Source organism: Bifidobacterium sp. LH_416 (assembly GCF_056357055.1).
Genome location: NZ_JBKEVJ010000001.1, coordinates 859951 through 885354, shown reverse-complemented (window position 1 = coordinate 885354; position 25404 = coordinate 859951). Strand labels below are relative to the sequence as shown.

General features: G+C 56.0%; 17 protein-coding genes. 11 read left to right on the top strand and 6 right to left on the bottom strand.

Annotated features, from left to right (window positions below; all coding sequences use genetic code 11):
• The first annotated feature begins 188 nt into the window (after positions 1-188).
• From gatC to AC1AY0_RS03960, 11 genes are all read left to right on the top strand, one after another.
• On the top strand, positions 189-488 hold the full coding sequence (gene gatC, locus AC1AY0_RS04010; RefSeq protein ID WP_476522957.1) for an Asp-tRNA(Asn)/Glu-tRNA(Gln) amidotransferase subunit GatC: 300 nt from the start codon (positions 189-191) through the stop codon (positions 486-488).
• Positions 489-493: 5 nt separating this feature from the next.
• Positions 494-2035 carry an Asp-tRNA(Asn)/Glu-tRNA(Gln) amidotransferase subunit GatA gene (gatA, locus tag AC1AY0_RS04005; protein ID WP_476522956.1) on the top strand — a complete coding sequence of 514 codons (1542 nt, stop codon included), beginning with the start codon at positions 494-496 and terminating at the stop codon, positions 2033-2035.
• Between the two features lie 28 nt (positions 2036-2063).
• Positions 2064-3563, top strand: a complete 1500-nt coding sequence (gene gatB / locus AC1AY0_RS04000) for an Asp-tRNA(Asn)/Glu-tRNA(Gln) amidotransferase subunit GatB (protein WP_476522955.1) — start codon at positions 2064-2066, stop codon at positions 3561-3563.
• 317 nt (positions 3564-3880) lie between these two features.
• Entirely contained in the window at positions 3881-4954 is a 1074-nt protein-coding gene (locus AC1AY0_RS03995; protein ID WP_476522954.1) for a GNAT family N-acetyltransferase, read from the top strand.
• A 7-nt stretch (positions 4955-4961) separates the two neighbouring features.
• A complete protein-coding gene (locus tag AC1AY0_RS03990; RefSeq protein ID WP_044089362.1) occupies positions 4962-5276 on the top strand; it encodes a DUF2469 domain-containing protein in 315 nt (104 codons plus the stop codon).
• Between the two features lie 171 nt (positions 5277-5447).
• The gene (locus AC1AY0_RS03985; protein WP_476525910.1) at positions 5448-8543 is read left to right on the top strand and encodes a histidine-type phosphatase; all 3096 of its coding nucleotides are present in this window, start codon (positions 5448-5450) and stop codon (positions 8541-8543) included.
• Positions 8544-8787: 244 nt separating this feature from the next.
• On the top strand, positions 8788-10401 hold the full coding sequence (locus AC1AY0_RS03980; protein ID WP_476522952.1) for an NAD(P)/FAD-dependent oxidoreductase: 1614 nt from the start codon (positions 8788-8790) through the stop codon (positions 10399-10401).
• Positions 10402-10906: 505 nt separating this feature from the next.
• A complete protein-coding gene (gene rho / locus AC1AY0_RS03975) occupies positions 10907-12994 on the top strand; it encodes a transcription termination factor Rho (RefSeq protein ID WP_476525908.1) in 2088 nt (695 codons plus the stop codon).
• Between the two features lie 128 nt (positions 12995-13122).
• Complete coding sequence (locus AC1AY0_RS03970) at positions 13123-14097, top strand: aminodeoxychorismate lyase (protein WP_476522950.1); 975 nt, start codon at positions 13123-13125, stop codon at positions 14095-14097.
• Positions 14098-14143: 46 nt separating this feature from the next.
• Entirely contained in the window at positions 14144-14533 is a 390-nt protein-coding gene (locus AC1AY0_RS03965; protein WP_476522949.1) for a chorismate mutase, read from the top strand.
• A gap of 202 nt (positions 14534-14735) precedes the next feature.
• The gene (locus AC1AY0_RS03960; protein ID WP_476525906.1) at positions 14736-16673 is read left to right on the top strand and encodes a hypothetical protein; all 1938 of its coding nucleotides are present in this window, start codon (positions 14736-14738) and stop codon (positions 16671-16673) included.
• Here AC1AY0_RS03960 and AC1AY0_RS03955 read toward each other — a convergent pair whose 3' ends face one another.
• The 6 genes from AC1AY0_RS03955 to AC1AY0_RS03930 form a co-directional block, all read right to left on the bottom strand.
• Positions 16674-18047, bottom strand: coding sequence for an ATP-binding protein (locus AC1AY0_RS03955; protein ID WP_476522947.1), 1374 nt, complete (start codon positions 18045-18047; stop codon positions 16674-16676).
• A gap of 374 nt (positions 18048-18421) precedes the next feature.
• Positions 18422-21151 (bottom strand): valine--tRNA ligase, encoded by a 2730-nt coding sequence (gene valS, locus AC1AY0_RS03950; protein ID WP_476522946.1) that lies wholly within the window; start codon positions 21149-21151, stop codon positions 18422-18424.
• 153 nt (positions 21152-21304) lie between these two features.
• Positions 21305-22855: an ABC transporter substrate-binding protein gene (locus AC1AY0_RS03945; protein ID WP_476522945.1), complete on the bottom strand. Its 1551-nt coding sequence runs from the start codon at positions 22853-22855 to the stop codon at positions 21305-21307.
• A 24-nt stretch (positions 22856-22879) separates the two neighbouring features.
• Positions 22880-23551: an endonuclease III gene (gene nth, locus AC1AY0_RS03940; RefSeq protein WP_476522944.1), complete on the bottom strand. Its 672-nt coding sequence runs from the start codon at positions 23549-23551 to the stop codon at positions 22880-22882.
• A 5-nt stretch (positions 23552-23556) separates the two neighbouring features.
• Positions 23557-24324, bottom strand: coding sequence for a winged helix-turn-helix transcriptional regulator (locus tag AC1AY0_RS03935; RefSeq protein ID WP_476523098.1), 768 nt, complete (start codon positions 24322-24324; stop codon positions 23557-23559).
• A gap of 187 nt (positions 24325-24511) precedes the next feature.
• Positions 24512-25216, bottom strand: coding sequence for a hypothetical protein (locus tag AC1AY0_RS03930; RefSeq protein ID WP_476525904.1), 705 nt, complete (start codon positions 25214-25216; stop codon positions 24512-24514).
• Between the last annotated feature and the right edge of the window lie 188 nt (positions 25217-25404).

Sequence of the window (25404 nt, the reverse complement as noted above, 5' to 3'; positions counted from 1 at the left end):
GAGGCGGCTGGTGGGACGGATTATCGGGTAACCCGAGGTTTTGCCCCGCTAAAGGGACTGTCAGCGGAGCAAAACCACGGGCTGCTCAAGCTAGCGCCTCGCTCCTGCCACCGTGAAGGGCTTCAACAGGTGGGAACATGAGCCTTCCGGATAACCGCGTGTCACAAACCGCTCGTATAGTAAGGCGCATGCCAACATTTTCACGCGAAGAAATCGTGCATTTGGGCGATCTTGCCCGAATCGCGCTCACCGATGAGGAAATCACCCGTCTGCAGGGCGAACTGAACGTCATCGCAGACTCCATCAACAAGGTTCAGGAAGTCGCATCTGACGACGTCGAGCCCACTGCAAACCCGGTTCCGCTGGAAGCCTACCTGCGCCCGGATGTTGCCGAAACCCCGCTCACGCAGGAAGAGGCGCTCGCCGGCGGTCCGAAGACTGAGGTCGGTATGTTCGTGGCACCGCGAATCCTGGGAAGCGAGGAGTGAGATCGATGAGCAACGAAACCGCAACTCTCGTTAAGCTGTCCGCTGCCGAGCAGGCCGCCGCCATCAAGAAGGGCGACGTCACCTCCCGCGAGCTGGTCGAAGCACACCTGCAGGTTATCGAGGCCGCTGAGCCGTCCATCAAGGCCTTCCTGAAGGTCTCCGGCGATGTGGCCCTCGAGCAGGCCGACGCATTCGACGCCAGGTCTGCCGAAGACAAGGCCGCTCTGCCTGAGCTGGCCGGTGTGCCGATCGCCATCAAGGACATGATTGTCACCAAGGGCATCGAAACCACCGCAGCATCCAAGATTCTCGAAGGCTGGGTGCCGCCGTACGACGCCACTGTTATTGAAAAGCTCAAGGCTGCAGGCATGCCGCTGCTCGGCAAGACCAACCTGGATGAGTTCGCTCAGGGCTCCTCCACCGAGCATTCCGCTTATCAGACCACCCACAACCCGTGGGATACCGAGCGTGTGCCCGGTGGCTCCGGTGGTGGCTCCGCTTCCGCAGTGGCCGCTTTCGAAGCTCCGCTGGCCCTCGGTACCGATACCGGCGGCTCCATCCGTCAGCCGGGTGCTCTGACCGGTACCGTTGGCGTCAAGCCAACTTATGGCGGTGTTTCCCGCTTCGGTGCTATCGCCATGGCTTCTTCCCTCGATCAGATCGGCCCGGTTTCCCGCACTGTGCTCGATTCCGCACTGCTGCAGGAAGTCATCGGTGGCCATGATCGCCGCGACTCCACCTCCATTCCGGAAGGCCCGCGCCCGATGGTTGCTGCCGCTCGCGAAGGTGCCAAGCGTGATCTGAAGGGTCTCAAGGTCGGCCTGATCAAGGAACTCAGCGGCGATGGCTTCCAGCCTGGCGTTGAAGCTCGCTTCAATGAGGCTGTCGAAAAGCTCAAGGAGATGGGTGCCGAAGTTGTTGAGGTCTCCGTGCCGCACATCGGCTACTCCCTGGGTGCTTACTACATCATCATGCCGTCTGAGGTGAGCTCCAATCTGGCTCGTTACGATGGTATGCGTTACGGTCTGCGCGTGATGCCGCCGACCGGTGTTCCGCAGACTGCCGCCAACATGATGGCCTACACTCGTGAGGCCGGCTTCGGCGACGAGGTTAAGCGTCGTATCATCCTTGGTACTTACGCACTGTCCGCTGGCTACTACGATGCTTGGTACGGTTCTGCTCAGAAGGTTCGTACGCTGATTATTCAGGACTTCAAGGCTGCCTTCGAGCAGGCTGATGTTCTGGTTTCCCCGACTTCTCCGTCCACCGCCTTCAAGTTCGGCGAGAAGATGGATGATCCGCTGGCCATGTACATGAACGATATCGCCACCATTCCGGCCAACCTTGCCGGTGTGCCGGCCATGTCCATTCCGGCTGGCCTGTCCGATGATGGTCTGCCCGTGGGCTTCCAGTTCATTGCTCCGCAGCAGCGTGACGAGGTTATGTACAAGCCGGCAGCAGCTCTTGAGGCGGCTCTTGAGGAAAGCTGGGGTGGTCCGATTTGGAACAACCTCAAGACCCCGTGGCTTGACGGCCTGAGCAAGTGAAGCATCGGAAGGATTCAAGGAATACATCATGGCTGAAAAACTGATGAAGTACGCCGATGCCACCAAGAAGTACGATGTGGTCTTCGGCCTGGAAACCCACGTTGAGCTCAGCACGAACACCAAGCTGTTCTGCCCGGCTCACATCGAATTCGGCGGCGAACCGAACACCCAGCTGACCCCGGTCTCCCTGGGCCTGCCGGGCAGCTTGCCTGTAATCAATAAGACCGCCGTCGATTACGCCATCAAGCTGGGTCTTGCCCTGCACTGCGAAATTGCCGAGTGGAGCCAGTTCGCTCGTAAGAACTACTTCTACCCGGATATGCCGCGCGACTACCAGATCTCCCAGTACGATAAGCCGACCAACGGCAACGGCTACCTGGATGTCGAGCTGGAAGACGGCACCGTGTTCCGCGTGCCGATCGAGCGCGCACACATCGAAGACGACGCCGGCAAGAACACCCACGTTGGTGGCGCTGACGGCCGTATCGAAGGCGCTGACCACTCCCTCGTGGATTACAACCGTGCAGGCGTGCCGCTGATCGAGATTGTGACCAAGCCGATTGAAGGCGCGGGCGACCGTGCTCCGGAAATCGCCGGTGCGTACATGCGTGCCATCCGCGACATCGTTCGTGCGCTGAACATCAGCCACGCTCGTATGGAGCAGGGCAACATGCGTGCCGACGTAAACGTCTCCCTGCGTCCGTCCGCCGATGCCCCGTACGGCACTCGTTCCGAAACCAAGAACGTGAACTCCTTCCGTGGCATTGAAAAGACCATCCAGTACGAGATTCGCCGTCAGGCCGCTCGTTTGGATGAAGGCAAGGAGATTCTGCAGGAAACCCGCCACTGGGATGAGGCTACGCAGACCACCGCTGGCGGTCGCGTGAAGTCCGACGCTGACGATTACCGTTACTTCCCGGATCCGGATCTCGTGATGCTGCACATCACCAAGGAGCACATCGCTGAAATCGAGGCTCAGATGCCGGAGATGCCGCGCGAACGCCGCAACCGTCTCAAGGCCGAATGGGGTCTGACGGATCTGCAGATGCGTGACATCCTGAACGCCGACGCTCTCGACCTGATTGAGGAAACTGTCAAGGCCGGTGCTAAGGCTGCCGGCGCCCGCAAGTGGTGGCTGGGCGAGCTGTCTCGCGCTGCCAATGCCAAGGGTGTTTCCCTCGAGGAGCTGCCGATTACCCCGGCCGATGTGGCTGAGGTGGAGAAGCTCATCGCCGACGGTAAGCTCAACGACAAGCTGGCCAAGCAGACCGTTGAAGGCGTGCTTAAGGGCGAAGGCACCCCGGATGAGGTCGTCAAGAAGCACGGCTACAAGATCGTTGAGGATAATGGCGCAATCGAAGCCGCTGTCGATGCAGCCTTCGAAGCCAACCCCGACGTGGTCGAGAAGCTCAAGAGCGGCAACATGAAGCCGATGGGTGTCATCATCGGTGCCGTCATGAAGGCCACCCGTGGCCAGGCCGATGCCAAGGCTGTCACCAAGGTGGTCATGGGCAAGCTCAAGGCCTGAGCCATCTTCTCATAGCCCAAACAGGCTGTATGCGCGCGTGTCAACGATGTTGCCGCGTACATGCAGCCTGTTTTGCTCTGCAGATCGTCATTATGTTTGCGGTTCAACGAAACGTCCGCGTACATAGTGACGATTTAGACCCCAAAATCATCATTATGTTTGCGGCGGCTTCGTTCGCGCGCGTACATAATGACGATTCGATGATTCTGTGGTCAGTCTCACTATCCCAGCGGCTTTCCAGCGTTCACCCAGCAGAGTAAGATATGTTCGGCACTGAATCGTGAGCCATCATGAGCCGAAACAGGGGACAAACTTCAATGACCGAGACCAACGAGACGTTGAGCATTGCCGCGGACGCGCAGGTCAATCGAGACCTGCCTCAAAGCATCGTCATTCCGCCTATTCAAGGCGAAATGGTGCATCTACGCCCGGCTACGTTGGAAGATTTACCGCGTCTTGATGAACTTGACGCATTCTATGGTGCTTCCAAAATCACCGGCAAGGATGCGGCCACTGAACGTTCGATGATTCATACATGGGTTCGCCGCTCTCAAGCATGGGAATCTGGTCTTGCCCCGGCGGAGTCCGGCGTAGGCGATCCTGAGTCGCGTCGCACTATCGCATGGGCGGTAGTGACCGATGCTGATCATGATGAAGACGGCAAGACCGACGCTTCCGCAACCGACAATGTCATCGGCATGATTTTCCTGATCGACATTGATGGATGGTCTCGCTCCGCCCGCATTCAGATTGTGCTGGGCCGCGACTACCGCGGTCGCGGTTACTCCCGTGACGCAATGCCTCGCGTAATGACCTATGGCTTTGCTTCCGAGCCGGCAGGCCTTGGCATGCACCGCATCTGGGTGGCTGTTCCGGAGAACAATACGCGTTCGATTTCGGTGTACCAGTCGCTTGGTTTTGTGCCTTCCGGTACTTCGCGTGACGCACTGTGGGATGCCGAGAACAGCAAATATCAAGATTTGATTGTGATGGATACTTTGGTGGACGAATACGATCCGATTCGTTCGCTTGATGCATTCGGCATGCATCTGATCGAAAACAATCCTGGTGTGCAGGAAGCATTGGCAGCGCGTGAGCATTCTGTTGCCATTCGACAGAACGCAGCATCCGCAGCCGGTAATGCTGATGCCGCTGAACAGACCAATGCTGCGATCGCTGATACTTCAGCTGCACAGCAGTCTGCTGATACATCGGCAGCTGAAACTGAAATGAATGCTGATGGGCAGCACACAGCACATGAAAAGTCCCGTTTGAGCCGGGAAGAAGAAAGCAATTGGCCGTACGGAGCAAACGAGCGCAAGGCTTCCAAGGAAGCATGGTGGCGCACGTTGGGCCGCGGCCGCAAGCGCGATACGGAAAGCGAGAAGTGAACCAAGCATGAGCGCTGAGGATCTCGACAACTACGAAACCGATGCCGAGCTCGCCCTGTACAAGGAATATCGCGACGTTATCAAGCTGTTCACATATGTTGTAGAAACTGAGCGTCGCTTTTACTTGGCCAACAAAGTTGATTTCAACGTCCGCTCTGCTGGGCAGGACGTGTATTTTGATGTGCAGCTGACTGACGCATGGGTGTGGGATGTGTACCGTTCCAGCCGTTTCGTCAAGTCCGTGCGCATTGTGACTTTCAAGGATGTCAACGTCGAAGAAGTGCAGAAAACCGACATCGACATCCCTGACGATATCAACTAAGGGTGTTGTGGTCTGGCTGCTGTGATTATCAGCTTGCGTTTTGACGTTATTGTAGAAAACGTCAAAACACATTCATTGTCATGCATTGTTCATCGAGGACACAGGGAAAATTCAGGTTGATAACCTATATGGTGTGTGTCCCGTTTGCTTGTGGCTGATAGAACATGTCGTGTGAACACACAGCATACATATCAAGGAATCAAGGCATCTCTTGCATGCCTGGTCGCTGCCGCCACACTGTTGGCAGGCGGCGTGATGAACGTGCCCCACGCCGCTGCATTGGAGAGCGACGGCCAGTACTACAGCAGTAAGCAGCCATACGTGGCTCCCAGCCAGGAGACCACGGCCGGTTACAGTCAGGCTCCTGCGGGATATGAGACGGTGTACACCGAATCAATGGCCCGCCACGGTTCTCGTGGCCTGTCCAGCTACAAGTATGATGCGCTGCTGATGAAGATGGCTGAAGCCGCGGAAAAGGACAATGGCTTCAAGTCCGATGACATCAAGAACGAATTCGTTAAGAACCTTTCCGCCATCACCGCAGCAAATGTGGAGAATGGCTATGGCATGCTCACCGGGCAGGGTGCTGATCAGCATCAGGGTATCGGTGCACGTGCTTACGAGCGCAATAAGACGTTGTTCGACAGCGCCGCCCAGAATGGTGGCAAGATCGCCTACCAATCCTCCGGTGAAGCCCGCGCCACCGAATCTGGCGAGAACTTTGCTCGTGGCTTCAACGCTGCCTCGAACAACGAGCTCGCCAACAGCACGGTGACTCCGGCTAATCCCGCAGGTACTGGCGAAGCCAGCGTATTCGACAAGACTCCGAACACGTTGTACTTCCATAAGGCCGAGAATCCTGATGGCACTGAAAAGACTGGCGAAGCGAAGACGCTCGCCGACAACTATCAGAATTTCGTGGAGAACGACCCGATTATCGCCGGTGCAGAGAAAACCATCTCTGAAAATAGCGATATCAAGACCGCATCCCACGACCTGCTCTCCCAGATTTTCACCGATGACTTCCTCAACAAGCTATACGATGGCACTTACACCTGGTATAACACCGTCGATGGCACCAAGAAGGGCGATGTGAATTGCGCTCTGGGTGCTGATCCGAGCAAGGATGCAGACGCCTGCGGTGAAGCCAAGAAGAAGATTGCCTCTGAATACGATGCCGCGATGGATTTGTACAACCTGTACATCATTGCCGCTGATATGCAGAACGAAAACACTGGAAGCCACACCTTCGACTTCAACCAGTATTTCCAGGGTCAGCAAGCCAGTGATGCACGACTGTTCGCATGGGCGCTCGACGCTGAAGACTTCTACGAGAAGGGCCCGAGCTATACCGGCCAGGACGAAACCTATAAGATTGCCCAGCTGCTGCTCGATGATTTCTTCAACACCATTGACCAGCGCGTCAACGGTGGCACCACCGTGGCCACCTTCCGCTTCGCCCATGCCGAAACGATTATGCCGTTCGCCGCGTTGCTCGGTCTGCCCGGTTCCACCCAGCAGGCACCGGCAAGCACTACCGACGTGTACACCTATGAAAACAACAAGTGGCGTGGCGAATCGGTGACGCCTATGGCTGCCAACGTGCAGTGGGATGTGGCAGTCAAGCCCGGCAATGATCCGAAGACCGGCCGTGCCTACACACCGCTGGTGCGCATGCTCTATAACGAGAATGAGATCGCCTTCCGTTCCGAATGCCAGCCCATCGCTAAAGGCTCCACGTGGTACAAGCTCACCGAGCTGAAGAGCTGCTTGGAACCCGGTCATCAGTCCACCGGCGACAACGCTCTGCTGTCTGACGGTTCCAACCCGCTGGTCAGCCTCGTCTCTGAATTCGGCAACTACTGGCAGGCACCGCAGTTCAACGATGACGGCACTCTGAAGAGCGCCGGCAAGGTTCTCAACAAGCAGGTGCTCTCCGAAAACGATGAGACGGTCGTGGCCATTAACAACAAGGCCGCCGAAGGGGCCACCGACACCACGCCGAGCGAACAGCAGCAGCGTGCTCTTTCCGACCGTGACGCCGACAAGGACGTGGCTACCGCGTTCAAGGATGGCTTCGGTCCCCTTGGCAAATACTTCGAGCAAGGTTACAACGACGGCAGCCTTGACAAGGTGGTCGCCTTTATGAACAACAACGGTTGGTCCGGCAACCCTGCCAAGAACGTCAACCAGTTCCCCCGCCCATATGTCTCAGATCGCAGCACTTGGGCGCCGTTTGCCGACGAATCCACCGGCTTCAACCAGAACACCGGTTCCAATGACCTTTCCGGACTGCCCACTAGCCTGAACATCATCCAGGTCAACACCGATGCGGATGGCAAGGCCTTGGGCTCCGATGGCAAGTTGCATGCACCGGACTACCCGAAGAACTCTTACGAGGGTTCCTTCCCATCCGGCCACACCAACAAGGCCTACTCTCGTGGCGTGGCGCTCGCTGTTCTGGTTCCACAGCTCGCCCCTGAGATTCTGGCCCGTACCTCCGAGGCCGGTAACAACCGCATCGTACTTGGTGTGCATTACCCGCTGGACGTGATGGCCGGCCGTATCGGCGGTCAGGCGTCAGTGGCCGCTTACATGAACGCCAACGCCGATGAAGTTGCCGCCGCTTCCAACCAGCTCACCACCTACCTTGCCGCCCGTTGCAAGGCCGATGGTCTAGGCGATACGTTGGAGCAGTGCATCACCAACACTGGTGCCGACTCCACCAAGGGATACGCCAACGATTTCACCGATGTGGTCTCCACCAAGCCGGTCAATGACCGTGCATCTGCCATTGCTGCCTATCAGGCTCGTATGACCTACGGCTTCAAGCAGGTGACTGCAGGCGGCAAGTCGTTCACCGCTCCTGAAGGTGCCTCCGCGCTCCTGCGTTTTGCATACCCATCTTTGACCGATGAACAGCGTAACGCGGTGCTCGCCAAGACGGCTATCGATTCCGGCTACCCGTTGGACGCCTCCTCTCAAGGTTGGCAGCGCATTGATCTGGCCACCGCGCTCAGCGCCACTGTGACGCTCAACAAGGCCGGTGAGGTCATCGCTGTCAAGTCTGCGAACAAGCCGAGCGTCGTTGTGTCCTCGGATACCGAGAAGCCTGGTTCCACCAACCACAACACCAGCCAGGCGAACAAGCCAAGCAGTGCTGCCAAGCTGCAGAACACCGGTGTTGCGATTGGCGGTATCGCTGGGGCTGCAGTACTGCTGGCTCTCGCTGGCATCTGCTTGAGCCTGCGGAAGGTCCGCCGCTAACATCCGCTCTGGATGACGATTAACGCACGATGCGCCCGTTTGCATATTGCAGATGGGCGCATCGGCGTTTTTCGTGGTTGTTGCTGTCCTGAAATTGGTCTTTATGGGCGCAATCCTGAGTGTGTGGCATAATGCTCACAGCTGTATATCGGGAGAATTCTGTAAGCATTCGATCATCCTTCCGTGTGCGATTCCGAGTCTTTTAGTAGACTGTCTCTGATTTTTGTTTATCAAGGAGATGCAAGTGAGCGAAAAGCAATCTGTGGTGATTATCGGCGGTGGTCCCGCTGGTCTGACTGCCGCGTGGGAGCTCGTCAAGGATGGCGGCTCTGACAAGTACGACGTGACCGTGCTCGAGGAGACCCGCGAGTTCGGTGGTATCTCGCGTACCGTGAAGCATAACGGCAACCGCATGGACATCGGCGGTCATCGTTTCTTCTCCAAGGACGACCGCATCATGGATTGGTGGAAGACCGTGCTGCCGCTGCAGGGCGCTCCCTCCTATGATGACAAGAAGCTCGGCCGCGAGCACGACATGGAGCCGGGCGGCCCGGATCCCGAGGTCGAGGACAAGGTGATGCTGAAGCGCCATCGTGTGTCCCGTATCTATTGGAACCGTCGCTTCTTCGATTACCCGATCTCGCTGAGCGTCAACACGTTCAAGGCGATGGGCTTCAAGCTCACGCTGGTGGCGGGCTTCAGCTACTTGAAGTCGATGTTCCACAAGCTGCCCGAGGACAATCTGGAGAACTTCTACATCAACCGTTTCGGCCGCAAGCTGTATTCCATGTTCTTCGAGGGCTACACGGAGAAGCTGTGGGGCCGTCATCCCTCCCAGATCTCCGCTGATTGGGGCGCCCAGCGCGTCAAGGGTCTGAGCATCATGGGCGTGCTGAAGAACGCGTTCCAGAAGCTGCTGCCGAAGAAGCGTTCCAACGCCGAGGTCGAGACCTCCCTGATCGAGGAGTTCTGGTATCCGAAGTACGGTCCGGGCCAGTTGTGGGAGACCGTTGAGGCCAACTGCGAGGGGGCCGGCGTCAAGGTACTGACCGACGCCAAGGTGGTCGAGGTGCGTCAGACCAATGGTGCCATCTCCTCCGTGGTGTACGTGGATTCCGAGGGCAACCGCAGCGAGCTTGCGGGCGACCAGTTCATCTCCTCCATGCCGGTCAAGGACCTGGTCAACGCGATCGACGCTGCCGGCGCCGATCCGCAGGCCACGGGTTCCAAGGCCGCTCCGGCCGACATGACGGCCGTGGCCAACGGCCTGCCGTACCGTGATTTCGTGACCGTGGGTCTTCTGGTCAAGCATCTGAAGCTCAAGAACACGACCGACATCCCGACCCTCGGCAACCCGCCGATCGTGCCGGATTGCTGGATTTACGTGCAGGATCCGGGCTACAAGGTCGGCCGTCTGCAGATCTTCAACAACTGGAGCCCGTACCTGGTCAAGGATGTGGACGACACCGTGTGGGTCGGTCTTGAGTACTTCTGCGAGGAGGGCGATTCCTTCTGGAACATGTCCGAGGAGGATGTGACCAAGTTCGCGATCTCCGAGCTGACCCGCATGCGTGTGATCAACGGTCCGGAGGAGGTCATCGACTCCCATCGCGAGCGTGTCAAGAAGGCGTACCCCGCCTACTTCGACACCTACGAGCATATGGACGAGCTCATCGAGTACCTCGATGGTTTCGGCAACCTGTACTGCGTGGGTCGTAACGGCCAGCACCGTTACAACAACATGGATCATTCCATGGCAACCGCCATGGAGGCCGTGGGCAACATCAAGACCGGCAAGACCTCCAAGAAGAACGTGTGGTCTGTCAACACCGAAAAGTCCTACCACGAACAGAAGTAAATAATGGAGCGTCCTCGTCGTTGCTCCTCAGTCGGCGTACCTTTGTACGCCTTCCCTCGGTGCTCCTAGAGGCCGCACACATTATTTACTTCTGTTTACGCAAAAGTGTCTCAGGATGGCTCCCTCTGATGGGACCGAGCCGTAAAGCGGACAGTCCAGTGGACTGTCCGTAGGCGAGGTGCTTGACGATAGTCAAGCCAGCAGACTGCGGACGAAGTCCGTCCGTAATTGCTGGACGAGCTGTCGAACGCAGTGAGACTGAGGGAGAGAAGCGCGGCTTGCCGCGTAATAAATATGTCAGCCAAAGCTGACTCCATATTCTCTAATAAACGGCCTACCGGAATAATCCGGTAGGCCGTTTTGCGTTGGTCGGTGAGGCGTTGTAGAGTATTCGAAGTTCGCAAGGGCGCTTAAGACGCAGCGAGCATTCATGAGCGGTATACCCGCAAATCACTCTTAACTCCGTAAGTAGGCATATGCCTGTTCGGTATGGAAAGGGCAACCAGTGGCAAACAGCCAGAATCTAGAAGATATGAAGCTTCCTGAGCTCAAAGAGCTTGCTAAGCAGATGGGATTGCGCGGCACTTCGACCATGCGAAAGCCCGAGCTTCTCGCCACTTTGCAGGCTGCTCGCAATGGTGGCGAAGCACCAGCTGGCGTAACTGTACGTGCTCCTAAGGCTGCCAAGGCTGCTCAACCTGTAATCGAAGAGCCAGCTGCACCGGCTGCTCAGCCCCAGACTGCTACCGAACAGTCTGAACCGCAGAATAACGCAGAACAGACTGCTTCCATCGAATCGAAGATCGATTTCCCGGAAGTTGAGCATAAGGGTGAGCGTCGCGCTCGTCGCAAGACCAATGATGCTGACACTAACCTTGATATTGATCAGCGTGCTCGCCGCAAGCGCGGTGATGATGAAGAAGATTTTGCACGTCGCAAGACTCGTAAGCACACGGATTCCCTCCCATCCGCTGATGATTTGCTGGCAAGCCTTAATCTTGCTGAAGCTTCGCTTCCGAATGAGCGTAAAGACCGCAACGAGCGTCGCCGTCGCCGTGATGATGAGGAAGCTCCGCTGATTCGTCGCGTTCGCGATGATGAAGACAATGAGCCGCGCCGCCGTCATCGTGCTGATCAGGACGAAGAAACCGTCCGCGATCTTGACGATATTCTCGCCACGCTGCCTACGCAGAAGCGCGAGGAGCCTGTTGAAGAAGAGGATACGGACGAGGATCGTGGTGAGTTCACTCGCCGCAACCGTAACCGTGGTGATCGCGCAGAACGCAATGATCGCAACGATCGTGGTGATCGCAACGATCGCCGCAACCGCCGTATGCGTGGTCGCGATCGCGATAATACCGTCGAAGACGATACTCGTGACAGTCGTGATACCCGCGATAACCGCGATGCTCGCGACAACCGCCGCGAAGAGCCGCAGGAAGACCTCGTTCCGGTAGCCGGCATTATCGATGTGCTTGATTCCTATGCATTCGTGCGCACCTCCGGCTATCTGCCCGGTCCGAACGATGTATATGTTTCCATGGGCCAGGTCAAGAAGTACGGCCTGCGCAAGGGCGACGCCGTGCACGGTTCCATCCGTGCCCCGCGTGAAGGCGACCGCCGCAACCAGCGTCAGAAGTTCGTGCCGCTGCAGTCCATCGACTCCATCAACGGTCAGAGCGTGGAAGAGGCCATGAACCGCCCGCAGTTCTCCAAGCTCACTCCGCTGTACCCGCAGGAGCGTCTGAAGCAGGAGACCACGCCGAACAAGCTCACCGGCCGCATCATGGATATCGTGGCTCCGATTGGTAAGGGCCAACGTGGCTTGATCGTCTCCCCGCCGAAGGCCGGTAAGACCATCACGCTGCAGAACATTGCTAACGCCATCACCACCAACAATCCGGAAGTACACCTGATGGTGGTCCTCGTGGACGAACGTCCTGAAGAGGTCACCGACATGGAGCGCACGGTTCAGGGTGAGGTTATTTCCTCCACCTTCGACCGTCCGGCCTCCGACCACACCACGGTTGCTGAGCTCGCCATCGAGCGCGCCAAGCGACTGGTGGAGCTTGGCCAGGATGTAGTGGTGCTGCTCGACTCCATGACCCGTCTGGCTCGCGCCTACAATATCGCCGCCCCGGCTTCCGGCCGAATCCTGTCCGGTGGTGTGGACGCCCAGGCACTCTACCCGCCGAAGAAGTTCTTCGGTGCTGCCCGCAACATCGAAAACGGTGGCTCCCTGACCATCATCTCCTCTGCGCTGGTGGAAACCGGCTCCAAGATGGACGAGGTGATCTTCGAGGAGTTCAAGGGCACCGGCAACATGGAAGTGCGTCTCTCCCGCGAACTCGCAGACAAGCGCCTGTTCCCGGCCATCGACATCAACGCTTCCGGCACCCGTCGCGAAGAGCTCATCACCGAGCCTAAGGAACTGCCGATTATCTACCGTCTGCGTCGACTGTTGGGCGGCATGGAACCCGAGCAGGCCTACCAGACTCTGGTGCCGCGCCTCAAGAAGACCGCCACCAACCGCGACTTCCTCGCCGCCATTGTGCAGCAGGCCAACAACGGCAACGCCACAAACGGCAACTGATCGCCGTAGCATAACCAATATGACGCGACACAAGGGGTGAATATCGGATTGTTCCGGTATTCACCCCTTTGCGTAACGTGGAACGCAATGGTTCAGACAAAACGTCGAGCACCAGAAAGGACCGCGTAATGAGTGCAATCGTATTGGGAATGGGCAATGGCGCATACATGTTCGGCAATGCTGATGTGAGCAATGTGCCAGATGATGATTTAATCCAATTAGTGGATCCCAATAGCGTGCACATCAGCGCTTTTGACTTGAGTGTGCTGCGTGGTGATGGTGTTTTCGAAGCAACCACAGTGTGGAAAGGCTTTCCGGTTTCGATAGAGAACCATCTGCATCGATTGACTCATTCTGCTGCCCTGATGGATTTACCCGCGCCGAATCTTGATGCATTAACCCGCGGCATTCACAAGGTTCTGGAAGCGTACGATGATCCAGAACCTGGCCCACTGCTGCGCATTATCGTCTCTCGTGGCCTTGATATGGAAACTGGGGTGGGCAGGGCTGCCGCTGACGCCGGTAATAATGCTCCAACAGTGTTCATCTTCGAAGACGCCAAGGGCGCATTGCATGAAACAGATCCTATTTCCATGGCATCCATGACCCGTGGCTATCCTTCGGATATCACCGCCCGCGCGCCTTGGCTGCTCAATGGCGCTAAAACATTGAGCTATGCGTTCAATTGCGCGGTACATCGCGAGTGCGCTCGCCGTGGCGTCGGAGATGCCGTATTGTACACGGAAGACGGCTACACGTTGGAATGTCCGAATTCCTCGATTGTGGCGCGATTCGGCAATACGTTGATCACACCTGATCCGCGTATCGGTATTTTGCATGGCACTTCACAGCGTGAATTATTCGCATGGGCTCAGCAAGAAGGGCAGCATACGCAATACAAGAAATTGCCTTTTGCTGAGCTGCGTGAAGCAGACCGACTTTACATGGTTCATGGCGGTTGGGTGATTCCGGTTAACGAGCTGGATGGCAAACCATATGAGTATGACCCAGCTGAAATTGAAGCGGTGAACACAGCAATTCATACCGGTCGCACGCATGACGATGCGTTGAGCATTGGTCCGAGCGGCGATTACGAGCTGTGACAGCGCTTGCCCTGTAAATTGCAGTGAATGGAGTATCCTCGAGGTTATGAGCGAAACGAGCAGTGACTGGCAGAGAACAACCATTGATTCCGCCCAGGCGGAGGCCCATCCGGAGACCGCGAAGGCTGTGGCGCAGATTAAAGCATTGCGTCAATCCATCGATAACATCGATTCCGCTGTAATTTCCCTGCTCGCTGAGCGTTTCAAAACCACATCGCAGGTGGGTGTTTTGAAGGCTAATGCCGGATTCGCGCCTGAGGATATGAAGCGTGAGGATTACCAGATCGAGCGCCTTCACCGCATTGCCATTGAGGCTGGCTTGGACCCGGAAATCGCTGAAAAATACCGTGAATTTGTGGTGACTGAGGCCAAGAAGCGCCATCAGCGCATCGCCGATGCCGGGGGAGACCCGGGCGTGCTCGACGTGTTCGCGTAACGCTGATTGGCTTCGACAGTGCACTGATATTGTACTGATATTGCGCTGATAGTGCGCCGGTATTGCCGAAACATAAGCAATTACTAGTTACTTGTAAGCCAAGTGCCTATACTCTAGGCTCGTCGTGTCCACTACATTGGTATGCAGTTCGTGGGAATCATAGCGACGCGATAAACGATGTACTGTGTGGATGGGGAATAGGATGAAGCTTACTGCTGCCGTGCTGAGCTGCGCATTATGCGTAACCAGTGCCGTGGGCGGTGCTTGGCTTAGTCGTCCGCCAGAGCCTGATTACAAAGCGCTCATCAAGTCTGCCAGTGATATTTATGCCGTAACCGATGAAGACAATGAACCCACACGATTCTATGTAGTTGGTGAGCAAACCTCTAATAATGCTTCCTCAGTGCGCCGTATGCCAGCTGACGCAATGCAATTGCCTTGGACTGTCAATGTGAGCTATTCGCTCGACGGTCCTAATGTTTCTGCAGCTGAGGTATCGAATGCTTCAGGATTAGTGGGCGTGCACATTACAGTCCGTCCGGCTAATACTGCTGGTACAAGCGGCGGCCAAACTATTCCGCTTGTGGCTTTCACCATTCCAAGCCAAGTAGCAGATGATGTTTCCGTGGATGACAATGTATCAGTGAGCACACAGGGAACGAACACGCTGATTGCTGCTGCAGGCAAAGCTGATTCGACACTGGAATTCAATTGCTATATGAATGCCAAGCATTTCACAATGAGTTCCATTGCGCTCGCAGTACTGCCGGCTGATTCCTCTGATTCTGCTGATTCAGCAGCGCAGAATAATGTCACCGAATTGATTACTACAGCGTCCACATTGGTTGATTCCTTGACCGATGCCGGATCCAGCGAACACCAGCAGCTTATCGACCAGCTCAAAGCATTGCGCGACAATGAACAGCAGCTTGACGCAACAGTGACCTCTGAGCGCACAGCAGCTCATAAGCAAACGTTCCAGAACTACATGGCAGCGTATGTGGGCTCGTACACCACGCATCTTTCCGGCTCGATTGGTTCTTCCACGCAGTTGCCGGCATTGATGGGAACGGCTGGTGAGCTTTCCGGCAATACTCCGTTGGCTCAAGCAGTGCTTGATTTGGCTGACGCGGTGAACAATGTGAGTGCCGCTCATATGCATGCCGGGGCAGTGGACGCCTTAAACGAGGTGATTCGCCGCGTTCAGCAGCAAGGCACTACCGGACTTATCGATGATTTGACTCAGGAAGTGGCAGAGGAAGCTACTAAGGGTTCCAAGCAGTATTCAGCAGGGCAGAAGCAGCTTTCTGCTGCGATGATTCCGTATTCGATGAAATATACGGACGTATACACTGCAAATCTCAGCGCATTAACGGGCGGCTCTTCAGCCAATGCCTCAGCGTACGCTCAGCAGGCCATCAACGAAACCAACGGCAGCGATGACCTCAAAGATGCGCAGGCCAAAGTGGACGCTGCGATGGCGTCGCTTGCCGTTGCCTGCGAGCACACGGGCAAGTCTCAAGCGTTAAAGCAGATTCTGTTACGGTTCTCTGACCAGTTCGAAAGCGCAGATACGCCATCCAGTGAGGGCGCAGCGCAAGGCTCTACTGCTCGTCTTTCTACGCAAGGTTTAGCAGATCCACAATCTCAGTCATTCTATGGCTTAACCAAAGCAGCTCAGGCAAAGCGCAAGGCTGCGATTGCGCTCAAGCAGGCACAAGCAGCCCAACAGCAGCAAGCTCAGGATTCCAATGCTTCTTTAGTTGATGACACGATGTCCATGGCTGCTAGCGATGTAATGAGCTATGCCAACGGATTGACGTCCGCTCTTGGCGGGGGAAAGACCAGTAATACGTCCGATAATGCTGGTTCTTCGGATACTCAATCATCTGACGCAACTTCTGATGCGAATACGCACAGTACTGCATCTCAGAGCGATTCTGCGCCAGTCCTCTTCGGCTTCGGGCAAGACGGCACGCTGCTTACGCATGATTACAGCACACTGATTGGCGAAACGGTGCAAATCGGTGACGCCGGCGAACTGATTACTCAGGCTATAGCACAACTGAATTCGTCGGCCACTCGCCAGCAATCCTCGTCAGGCGAGCCCAGCTATCTTATCGTCATTCCTACGGTGTGACTATGCCCTGACCTTATCCGTTACTGCCGTGTGTTCACCCAACCACGCTTGCTCATGTTGTTCGATATACGGTTTCAGCCCGTTTACCGCCCAGAGAGGTATATTGGCCACCCATGATTCATCGCGGTACTGCGCGAGGCTTGTTCGGATGGCATGTGACAGGTCAAAATGATCATAGGCGAAGTGCAGTCTTTTTGCGTGAAGGTTCTGTTCGGCCTTCACCTCGATGGGATACACTGCACCGTTGTGGCTGATGGAGAAATCGACTTCCGCCCGTCCATTTGGATTCGACCAATATGTGGGGGAGAATTCGTCTGCCGTAAGTTGCTGGCATACATATTGTTCGGTTAGGGCGCCTTTGAACTCGGTGAATATGCGGTTTTGCTCGGTGATGACGGCTGGCGCAAGATTGGCGAGTGCTCCCAGTAGACCAATGTCGGATGCAAACATTTTGAATGTGGATGTGTCGATGTAACTGTCGAGCGGCTCACGGAGAGCTGACGTGCAATATATCTGATGAATGATGCCGTAATCACGCAGCCACATGATGCTTTCTTCGAAGTCGCGCGCGCGAGCTCCCGGTCGCACTACGCCGTACACGAATTTGCGATTTTCTTTGGAGAGTTGTGCGGGCAGCGTATGCCAGACCATTCGGATACGGTCTACGAGCCGTGCTGGAGCGTGCTTGGATAAGTCGAGATCGTAGGCATCGAGGATTTCGCGTTGGATATTGCGTACTGCTGTGGCGGATGCGCTGTTGAGATGTGCTGCAACCGCTGCCGGCATACCGCCGACGAACATATACTGTTTGAGCATCTCTTGCAGGCGGTTGCCGAACAGTGCATTGATTTGTTCGATTTTGCCTTCGTGGATTATGGAAGCCAGTGATGCTTGCCCGGCGTTGTTCAAATATTCAAAGAAGGTAAGTGGGCGGAGTGTGAGCATGTTGACTTTGCCGACGGGGAAGGAGGCATTGGGATGTTTTGATATGCCCATGTATGAGCCGGTGGCGATGATGTGTTGCTCTGGTGTTTCTTCGCAGAAGTATTTGAGGGATGTGAGTGCGCGCGGGCATTCCTGAATTTCATCGAAGAAGATAAGTGTTTTGCCGGGGGTGATGTCAACGCCGGTATACAAGGCAATATTGCTGAGGATTATGTGAGGGTCGAGATTGCCTTCAAATAAGCTGTGGACTTCGGTATTGCGCATGAAGTCGATACGCAATATGTTGCTGTATTCTCGATTTCCGAATTCGTTGACTATCCATGTTTTGCCGGTTTGCCTGGCTCCGCGTAGCAGCAACGGTTTGCGGTCGGGGCGCTGTTTCCATGCTTCCAGATTGTGCATGAGTGTGCGTTGGAGCTTCTCAACCATAATTACCCCTACCGAAATGTGTGTGACTCCCACATTTTATCATCCAAAAATGTGGGAGTCACACACATTTAAGGATCCAAAAATGTGGGAGCAGTTTTTTGAGCACATTCCTGTTTTCGTGAATTTAGCTGCTGAGATGAATAGTGGGTATGGTGCTGGTGATGGTGAATTGATAGATAAAGGGCTCTGACTGATAACAGTCAGAGCCCTTTATCTATCCTCCCCTCAGTGAGCTTCGCTCGGAAAAGGGAGCTAGCCGCTTACTTTTTCTTAACAGGCCGAGCCGTATAGCGGGAAGCCCAGTGGGCTTCCCGCAGGCGAGGTGAGCGGCTGCACTATAAGCAGCCGCGAAGGCCGCCTGTTAAGAAGAGGTCTTACTTCTTCTTAACAGGCGGCTCGCCGAGTTCGCTGGAGGCTACGGCCACCTCGGTCTCGGGAGCGTCTTCGGCGGATTCTTCGGCAACGTGCTTGGCAACCAGATCGAACTTGCCCACCACGCGGCCAGCCTGAGCAATATCGCCCAGTGCAGAATGAATAGCATCCACGCCATCCTGAGCAGCGGTCAGAGCCACGGAGAGAATCGGGGTCTTCATGGAGACCTTAGCCTCGGACTTGATCTTGCGCAGCTGCTCCACAGCCTTGCCAGCCCAAGTCAGCACCTCCGGGGAAACGCCGGTAGCAGCCTGCACGTAAGGCTCCGGAGTCGGCCATGCAGCGCGATGCACGGAACCAGAACCGGCGTGCATCCAGCTCCACACCTCTTCAGTGGCGTACGGCAGGTACGGGGCCAGCAGACGGGCGAAGGCGTCAAGACCCAGGCCCAGAGCGGTGCGAGCGGACTTCACAGCCTTCTCAGACGGAGCATTGCCCTTCTCGTCGGCAGTGCCATAAGCACGGTTCTTCACGAGCTCGATGTAATCGTCGCAGAACTGCCAGAAGTAGCTTTCGATAACTTCCAGAGCCTTGGAGTGCTCGTAAGCTTCCAGAGCTTCGGTGGCAGTGCGAACCACATGAGCCAGCTTAGCCATGGCAGCGCGATCGAGCGGCTCGGTCACATCAGCCGGATTCCAAGCGGCCACAGCGGAATCACCCACATGATGGTTCTCATCTTCGCGGCCGATAGCCAGAGCGAACTTAGTGGCATTGAGCAGCTTGATGGCCAGACGGCGGCCAATCTTCATCTGACCAACGTCGTAAGTGGCGTCCAGGCCCAGACGAGCGGCAGCAGCCCAGTAACGCACAGCGTCGGCACCGAACTTCTCAATCGGTTCGTTCGGCACCACCACGTTGCCCTTGGACTTCGACATCTTCTTGTGGTCCGGATCCAGAATCCAGCCAGAGAGAGTGGCGTGAGCCCACGGCAGGCACTTGTTCTCAAGGTGCGCACGATCCACGGTGGAGAACAGCCAGGTGCGGATGATGTCCTGACCCTGCGGGCGCAGGTCCATCGGGAAGGTGGAGGCGAACAGGGCCTTGGAAGCCTCATCCGGCTCAGCCCAGTGGGTCACGATCTGCGGGGTCAACGAAGAAGTGGCCCACGTATCCATGATGTCCTTCTCGGCGGTGAAGCCACCGGGCACATCACGCTGGGACTCATCGAAACCTTCCGGCACATCGATGGTCGGGTCGATCGGCAGACGATCCTCGGACGGGGTGATCGGGTGATCGTAATCGGCGGAGCCGTCGGCCTTGACCGGGTACCACAGCGGGAATGGCACACCGAAGAAGCGCTGGCGGGAAATCAGCCAGTCGCCGTTCAAACCATGTACCCAGTTCTCGTAGCGCACGCGCATGAAGTCCGGGTGGAAGTTGAGCTCCTTGCCGCGCTCAATCAGCTGGGCGTTGAGCTCAGGGTCAGTGCCACCGTTCTTCAGGTACCACTGACGAGAGGTGACGATTTCGAGTGGCTTATCGCCCTTCTCGTAGAAGTTCGTCATACGCTTGGTCGGCGTCGGATCGCCGTCCATATCGCCGGACTCAGCGAGCTTGTCCACAATGATCTTGCGGGCAGAGAACGTGGTCTTGCCAGCGGTTTCAGCGAAGATCTCACGGCCAGCCGGGTCGGTGATCCAATCCGGGGTGTCCATCACAATGCGGCCATTGCGCTGAATAATGGAGCGGGTGGGCAGCTTCAGGTCGCGCCACCACTGAACGTCGGTCACATCACCGAACGTACAGCACATGGCGATACCGGCACCCTTGTCCATCTCGGCGGCCGGGTGAGCCAGAATCGGCACCTTGACCTTGAACAGTGGAGAATAGACTTCCTGGCCGAAGTACTTCTTGTAACGCTCATCCTCAGGGTTGGCGATCAGCGAGGTGCAGGCTGCCAGCAGTTCCGGACGAGTGGTCTCGATGTAAATCGGGGTGCCATCCTCAAAACGGAAGGCGATTTTGTGGTAGAAGCCCGGGTATTCGCGGGATTCCAGCTCGGCCTGAGCCACTGCGGTCTGGAAGGTCACATCCCACAGGCCAGGAGCGTCCTGCTGGTAAGCCTCGCCGCGGGCCAGGTTGCGCAGGAAGGCCTTCTGAGCCACACGCTGCGGGTGCTCGCCGATGGTGTGGTAGGTCTGGGACCAATCAATCGAAAGACCCAGCTTGCGCCACAGCGCTTCGAACAGCTTCTCATCCTGAGCGGTCAGCTTTTCGCACAGTTCGATGAAGTTCTTACGGGAAATCGGCACCTGATCCTTGGCCTGGATCTTCTTGCCGTCAGTGCCCTCGTACGGCGGCTTGAAGTCCGGGTCGTACGGCAGGGAAACGTCCACGCGCACGCCGTAGTAGTTCTGCACACGGCGTTCGGTCGGCAGACCGTTATCATCCCAACCCATCGGGTAGAACACGTCATAGCCGCGCATACGCTTGTAGCGGGCGATCACATCGGTATGCGTGTAGGAGAACACGTGACCCACGTGCAGAGAGCCGGAAACGGTGGGCGGCGGGGTATCGATGGAATACACAGCCTTGCGGTCACGGGTGTTGTTGAACTTATAGGTGCCGTTCTCATCCCAAACGGCGCGCCACTTGTCCTCAAGACCGTCCACTCCGACCTTGTCGGGCAACGGGGTGAGGTTGGCGTTAATGATGGAATTGCCTTCAGTCATAAAGCCAAAGTTTATGCATGTTGTATGACAAGGAAATATGTCGGCAAAACTGGTTGAAGAGGTAGTGCAACCGATGATTTCACATATGGTGTGAGACTACCCCTCAGTCACCTACAGTGACAGCTCCCCTGACAAGGGGAGCCGAAGTGAGGCCTACTGCTTCTCCAACGCTACCAATGGCATGCGCGTATCAATCAGCCCGGTTGGGTAGCCGGAAAGCGCAGTATTGGCCACGGTGAAGCATTTGCGCGTGTACAGCCAATCGCTGGCAGCATCTTGGCTGATAATCTTCGCGTACGCTTTCATTCGGTCGGCGTATTCCTGATCATTCGTAGCAGCGCGCGCGGAAGCATACGCTTGTTCAGCTTCAGAATGATCGTAATGGAACATGGAATTCGGGTCGGCGAATATGCCAGCGTCATCGGTGCCGTTCATATTCGTAATCGTGAGCTCCCATGAACCATCCTGAATACGCTTGGCATAGTCATCATTAGAAACGACTTCCAAGTTCACCTTAGGGCGCGGCACTTGGCTGATTTGCTGGGCAATGTTTTCTGCCATCGAACGATATTGTTCGGTGACTACAAAGTCCACAGTGGTCAAATATGTGCCGAAATACCAGGTCATTGACTGGACTTGAGTCAGATCGTGGGGGAAGAGCCCAGTCAAATCCTCATATCCAGGTTCCAATGGGCTGATAGGACCGCCTAATGCTCCCGCAGAATCCGGCTGAGACGAGGCGATGGACGCAGCATCGATAAGGTAGCGGAAGCTGGTGCGCACTTTTTCATCGGACATAATCGAATCAGTGCCGTTATTGAATGCCAGCAGTACTTTGTCAGTAGTGGCACCTTCGCTCACCTTAAGATTCTGCTTATCCTGTGCTGCGGAAGCGACGGTTGCCGTGGTAGGCATGGCAAGGTCAATGCTGCCGTCGACCAGTGCTTCAGACAGTTTGTTCTCATCGGAATATTGATTGAAAGTAATAGTGCCCACCTTGGCTTTGGTGCCATGGTAGGTGCTGTTGTACTTCAACGTCAGCGATTGTGCTGCGGTAAATGCGCTTACAGTAAATGGACCTGAACCAATGGGCTGCTTGGCGTAATCAGTATCGCCGGCTTCGGAATCATATACGATGCCCAAGCGGCCGGATAGTGCGCGCAGCAATGTGGGATTCGTCTGATTCAGCGTGATAATCACAGTATTAGCATCGGGATTCGTAATGGACTTCAAATCACCGAGATCATCCACGTCCGCATATTTGTTGGTGACGGCTTGCTGCAGCGACCAGACCACATCTGCGGAATCCAGCGTATGTCCGTTAGAGAAAGTGACGTTCTTGGCTATAGTCAGCGTATAAGTGAGACCGTCCTTGGAGATGCTCCACTTGGTGGCCAGCCCAGGCTGAAGCTGATTCTGCTGGTCCACTGTGACGAGTGTTTCATAGACGTTGTCGATCAACAGGCGTTCGGCGGCTGACGAGCTTGAAGCGCGAACATCCAGTGATTGCGGCATATCACTGACGCCTACGGTGACGCTTGTCGTAGGGGAGTGCTCAATTGCTCCGAGATCGTCGGCAATACTGCGATGCTGCAGGATAGACCAGCCGGCCCATACCAACGCACTCAAAATGAGAGCGACTCCAATAAAGACTCCCCAACTGACCAGTCCGCTGTTCTGCTTGCGATGTTGCTTGCTGCGCATGGCTTTCAGTCTAACGATGGCATGCTACCGCTTGGCGGATGGTTCAAAACTCGGGCACGAATTGGCCAGTGGACAGTGTTCACAATCAGGCTTGCGAGCATGGCAGGTTGCGCGGCCGAACAGAATCAGACGATGACTGAGATCAGTCCATTCCTCAGGCGGGAAGCAGGCTGTGATTTCATGTTCGATTTTGACCGGATCCGGGTGGGCAGACCGCCAGTCAGATCGCCAACGCAAACGTCCGGTCACTCGCATTACATGAGTGTCAACGGGGAAACCGGGGATACCGAATGCGTTGCCAAGCACCACATTCGCGGTTTTGCGGCCAACGCCTGGCAAACTGGTCAATTCCGCCATGGTGTGCGGCACAACGCCATCGAATCGTTCCTCCAAAGCGGCGGCTAAGCCAATAAGATGCTGCGTTTTAGAACGGTAGAATCCGAGCGGATGAATAATGTCTTCAACCTGACTGGGGTTAGCGGCAGCCAATGCGGCGGCAGTGGGGTAGGTGGCGAATAATTCGGGCGTCACCGTATTGACACGTTTATCCGTGGTTTGGGCGCTGAGCACTGTGGCAATCAGCAATTCAAGGGGAGATGTGAAATTCAGTGCACATTTTGGCGCTGGAATCACTTGGCACAGCACATCATATTCAGCGTGCATACGTGCTAAACGCGCGGTTTTGCTTTCGCGCATACGAATCAATCTTCAATATCGTCAGCAGAGATCAGACTATGCTGACTAGCTTTTGCAGCTTCTTGGGCTGCGGCATCGCCCTTATCATTTTCAGGTGGGTCGAAGCGGTAGCCCACGTTGCGCACAGTGCCGATAAGATGCTCGTATTCGCCGCCGAGCTTGGCACGGAGGCGTCGAATATGCACATCAACGGTACGCGTGCCGCCGTAGTAGTCGTATCCCCACACTTCCTGTAGAAGCTGGGCGCGCGTGAACACACGGCCAGGATGCTGGACCAAATACTTAAGCAGTTCGAATTCCTTGTACGCCAAATCAATTGGACGGCCATGCAGGGAAGCGGTGTACCCATTGGTATCCACAATAAGATCGCCGGAACGAATCTGACCATCTTCGACAGTGGTAGTAGGCTCACTCGCCGAACCAGAAGCACTCGTGGCTGGAGCATTGCCTCGCTCGGAAACCAAACGAAGTCGGCCTTCAACCTCAGCTGGGGAAGCGGTGGTGACCACCACATCGGCAATACCCCATTGGGAGTTGACTACGGTAAAGCCGCCTTCGGTGAGCACCAGCACAATCGGAGTGGAGAGTCCAGAAGCGTGAATGAGACGGCACAGGGTTTTAGCAGTGGCTAAATCATCGCGGGCATCGAGAAACAGGATGGTGTTTTCCGGCATTTTCACCAAGCTGGCTGCGTCCATGGGCAGCACGCGAACTCGGTGAGACAACAATGCGAGCGATGGCAGCACAGTCGCGGGATCGTTAGCGAATGTCATCAACGTTAAATCCGTCACGCTGATCCCCCTTGGCGAATGTATTGCAATCGACGACTGCGACTGCGTGTTAAGCGGTGTGCGCTACATGTGCAATCGCAAATTTTCCATCATTGTACGCGCCGATATGGGACACTAAAGTTTCATCGTTGCGAAAATGATACAGAATCAGTAATGATTGTGAACAAAATCATGCAAGGAATCTGGTCAACAGCAGTGTTGCAGCAGCAATCGTAACGCCCATCAGCATCACTGGCAGCAGACCGGTTCCAATCCACGGTTCGCGGGTGGTGGGATCAGGATCGGCATCTCGCACCCAAAGCACAGAAGCTGCAGCCAAAGCCAAGGCCAATACCAGCAACACAGCGACGGCGATATTGCCTTCAGTAGTGCCCTTCGACACAAGCTCGGCGAGATTAGGTAGGAAGCACCAGCCAGCGACGGCAATAGCTGCCACGCCAGAGGTAACCGCATGAGACAGTGCACGAATCAGATGAGAGCGTTCCTTGCGAGCCATTTGGCGCCCGAAGGAGAAGACCACCAGTACCACAAGCAGCATGCCCACGGCCAGAGCCCAGGAATACCAAGGGAGTACGCCGCTATCTTCAGTTTTCATTTGCGGTGGAACTTCATGAACAGGGAACGGCACAACCACAAAGAGCAGGGAGACCGCACCAAAAATCATGGTGATAGCGCGATCGAACACTGAGCCACGGAATGGCCAGAACAGGATGAGCATGCCCAGCGTTAAAGCCGAAACAATCAGTGAGGCTTCAGGCAGCGGGCCTGGCGTGGGGATGGCCGTGGCTGCGATCAACAGCACATAAGCCGTCAATTGTGCCAGCAGCATGCTGAGTGCCTTGTGCTTCCAGTTGCTCTGAGTGATCTCGCTCATGTGAACCTCTCCAAAAAGTCATTGCTGGGGTTAATCCTACGCCGTTCGCTGGAAGGCGGGGTTTGCCGCCCTTTGATTCGTCATTATGTACGCGGGCCAACCAAGGTGCCGCGTACATAATGACGGTTATGCGGCCAAAAACGTCACTATGTACGCGTCTCGACGGTAGTACCGCAAACATAATGACG

Coding starts and splice junctions, on each gene's coding strand:
- gatC (WP_476522957.1), top strand. CDS start 189: ATGCCAACATTTTCACGCGAAGAAATCGTGCATTTGGGCGATCTTGCC.
- gatA (WP_476522956.1), top strand. CDS start 494: ATGAGCAACGAAACCGCAACTCTCGTTAAGCTGTCCGCTGCCGAGCAG.
- AC1AY0_RS03965 (WP_476522949.1), top strand. CDS start 14,144: ATGAGCGAAACGAGCAGTGACTGGCAGAGAACAACCATTGATTCCGCC.
- AC1AY0_RS03970 (WP_476522950.1), top strand. CDS start 13,123: ATGAGTGCAATCGTATTGGGAATGGGCAATGGCGCATACATGTTCGGC.
- AC1AY0_RS03960 (WP_476525906.1), top strand. CDS start 14,736: ATGAAGCTTACTGCTGCCGTGCTGAGCTGCGCATTATGCGTAACCAGT.
- gatB (WP_476522955.1), top strand. CDS start 2,064: ATGGCTGAAAAACTGATGAAGTACGCCGATGCCACCAAGAAGTACGAT.
- AC1AY0_RS03930 (WP_476525904.1), bottom strand. CDS start 25,216: ATGAGCGAGATCACTCAGAGCAACTGGAAGCACAAGGCACTCAGCATG.
- nth (WP_476522944.1), bottom strand. CDS start 23,551: ATGCGCGAAAGCAAAACCGCGCGTTTAGCACGTATGCACGCTGAATAT.
- AC1AY0_RS03990 (WP_044089362.1), top strand. CDS start 4,962: ATGAGCGCTGAGGATCTCGACAACTACGAAACCGATGCCGAGCTCGCC.
- AC1AY0_RS03935 (WP_476523098.1), bottom strand. CDS start 24,324: ATGACATTCGCTAACGATCCCGCGACTGTGCTGCCATCGCTCGCATTG.
- AC1AY0_RS03995 (WP_476522954.1), top strand. CDS start 3,881: ATGACCGAGACCAACGAGACGTTGAGCATTGCCGCGGACGCGCAGGTC.
- AC1AY0_RS03955 (WP_476522947.1), bottom strand. CDS start 18,047: ATGGTTGAGAAGCTCCAACGCACACTCATGCACAATCTGGAAGCATGG.
- valS (WP_476522946.1), bottom strand. CDS start 21,151: ATGACTGAAGGCAATTCCATCATTAACGCCAACCTCACCCCGTTGCCC.
- AC1AY0_RS03945 (WP_476522945.1), bottom strand. CDS start 22,855: ATGCGCAGCAAGCAACATCGCAAGCAGAACAGCGGACTGGTCAGTTGG.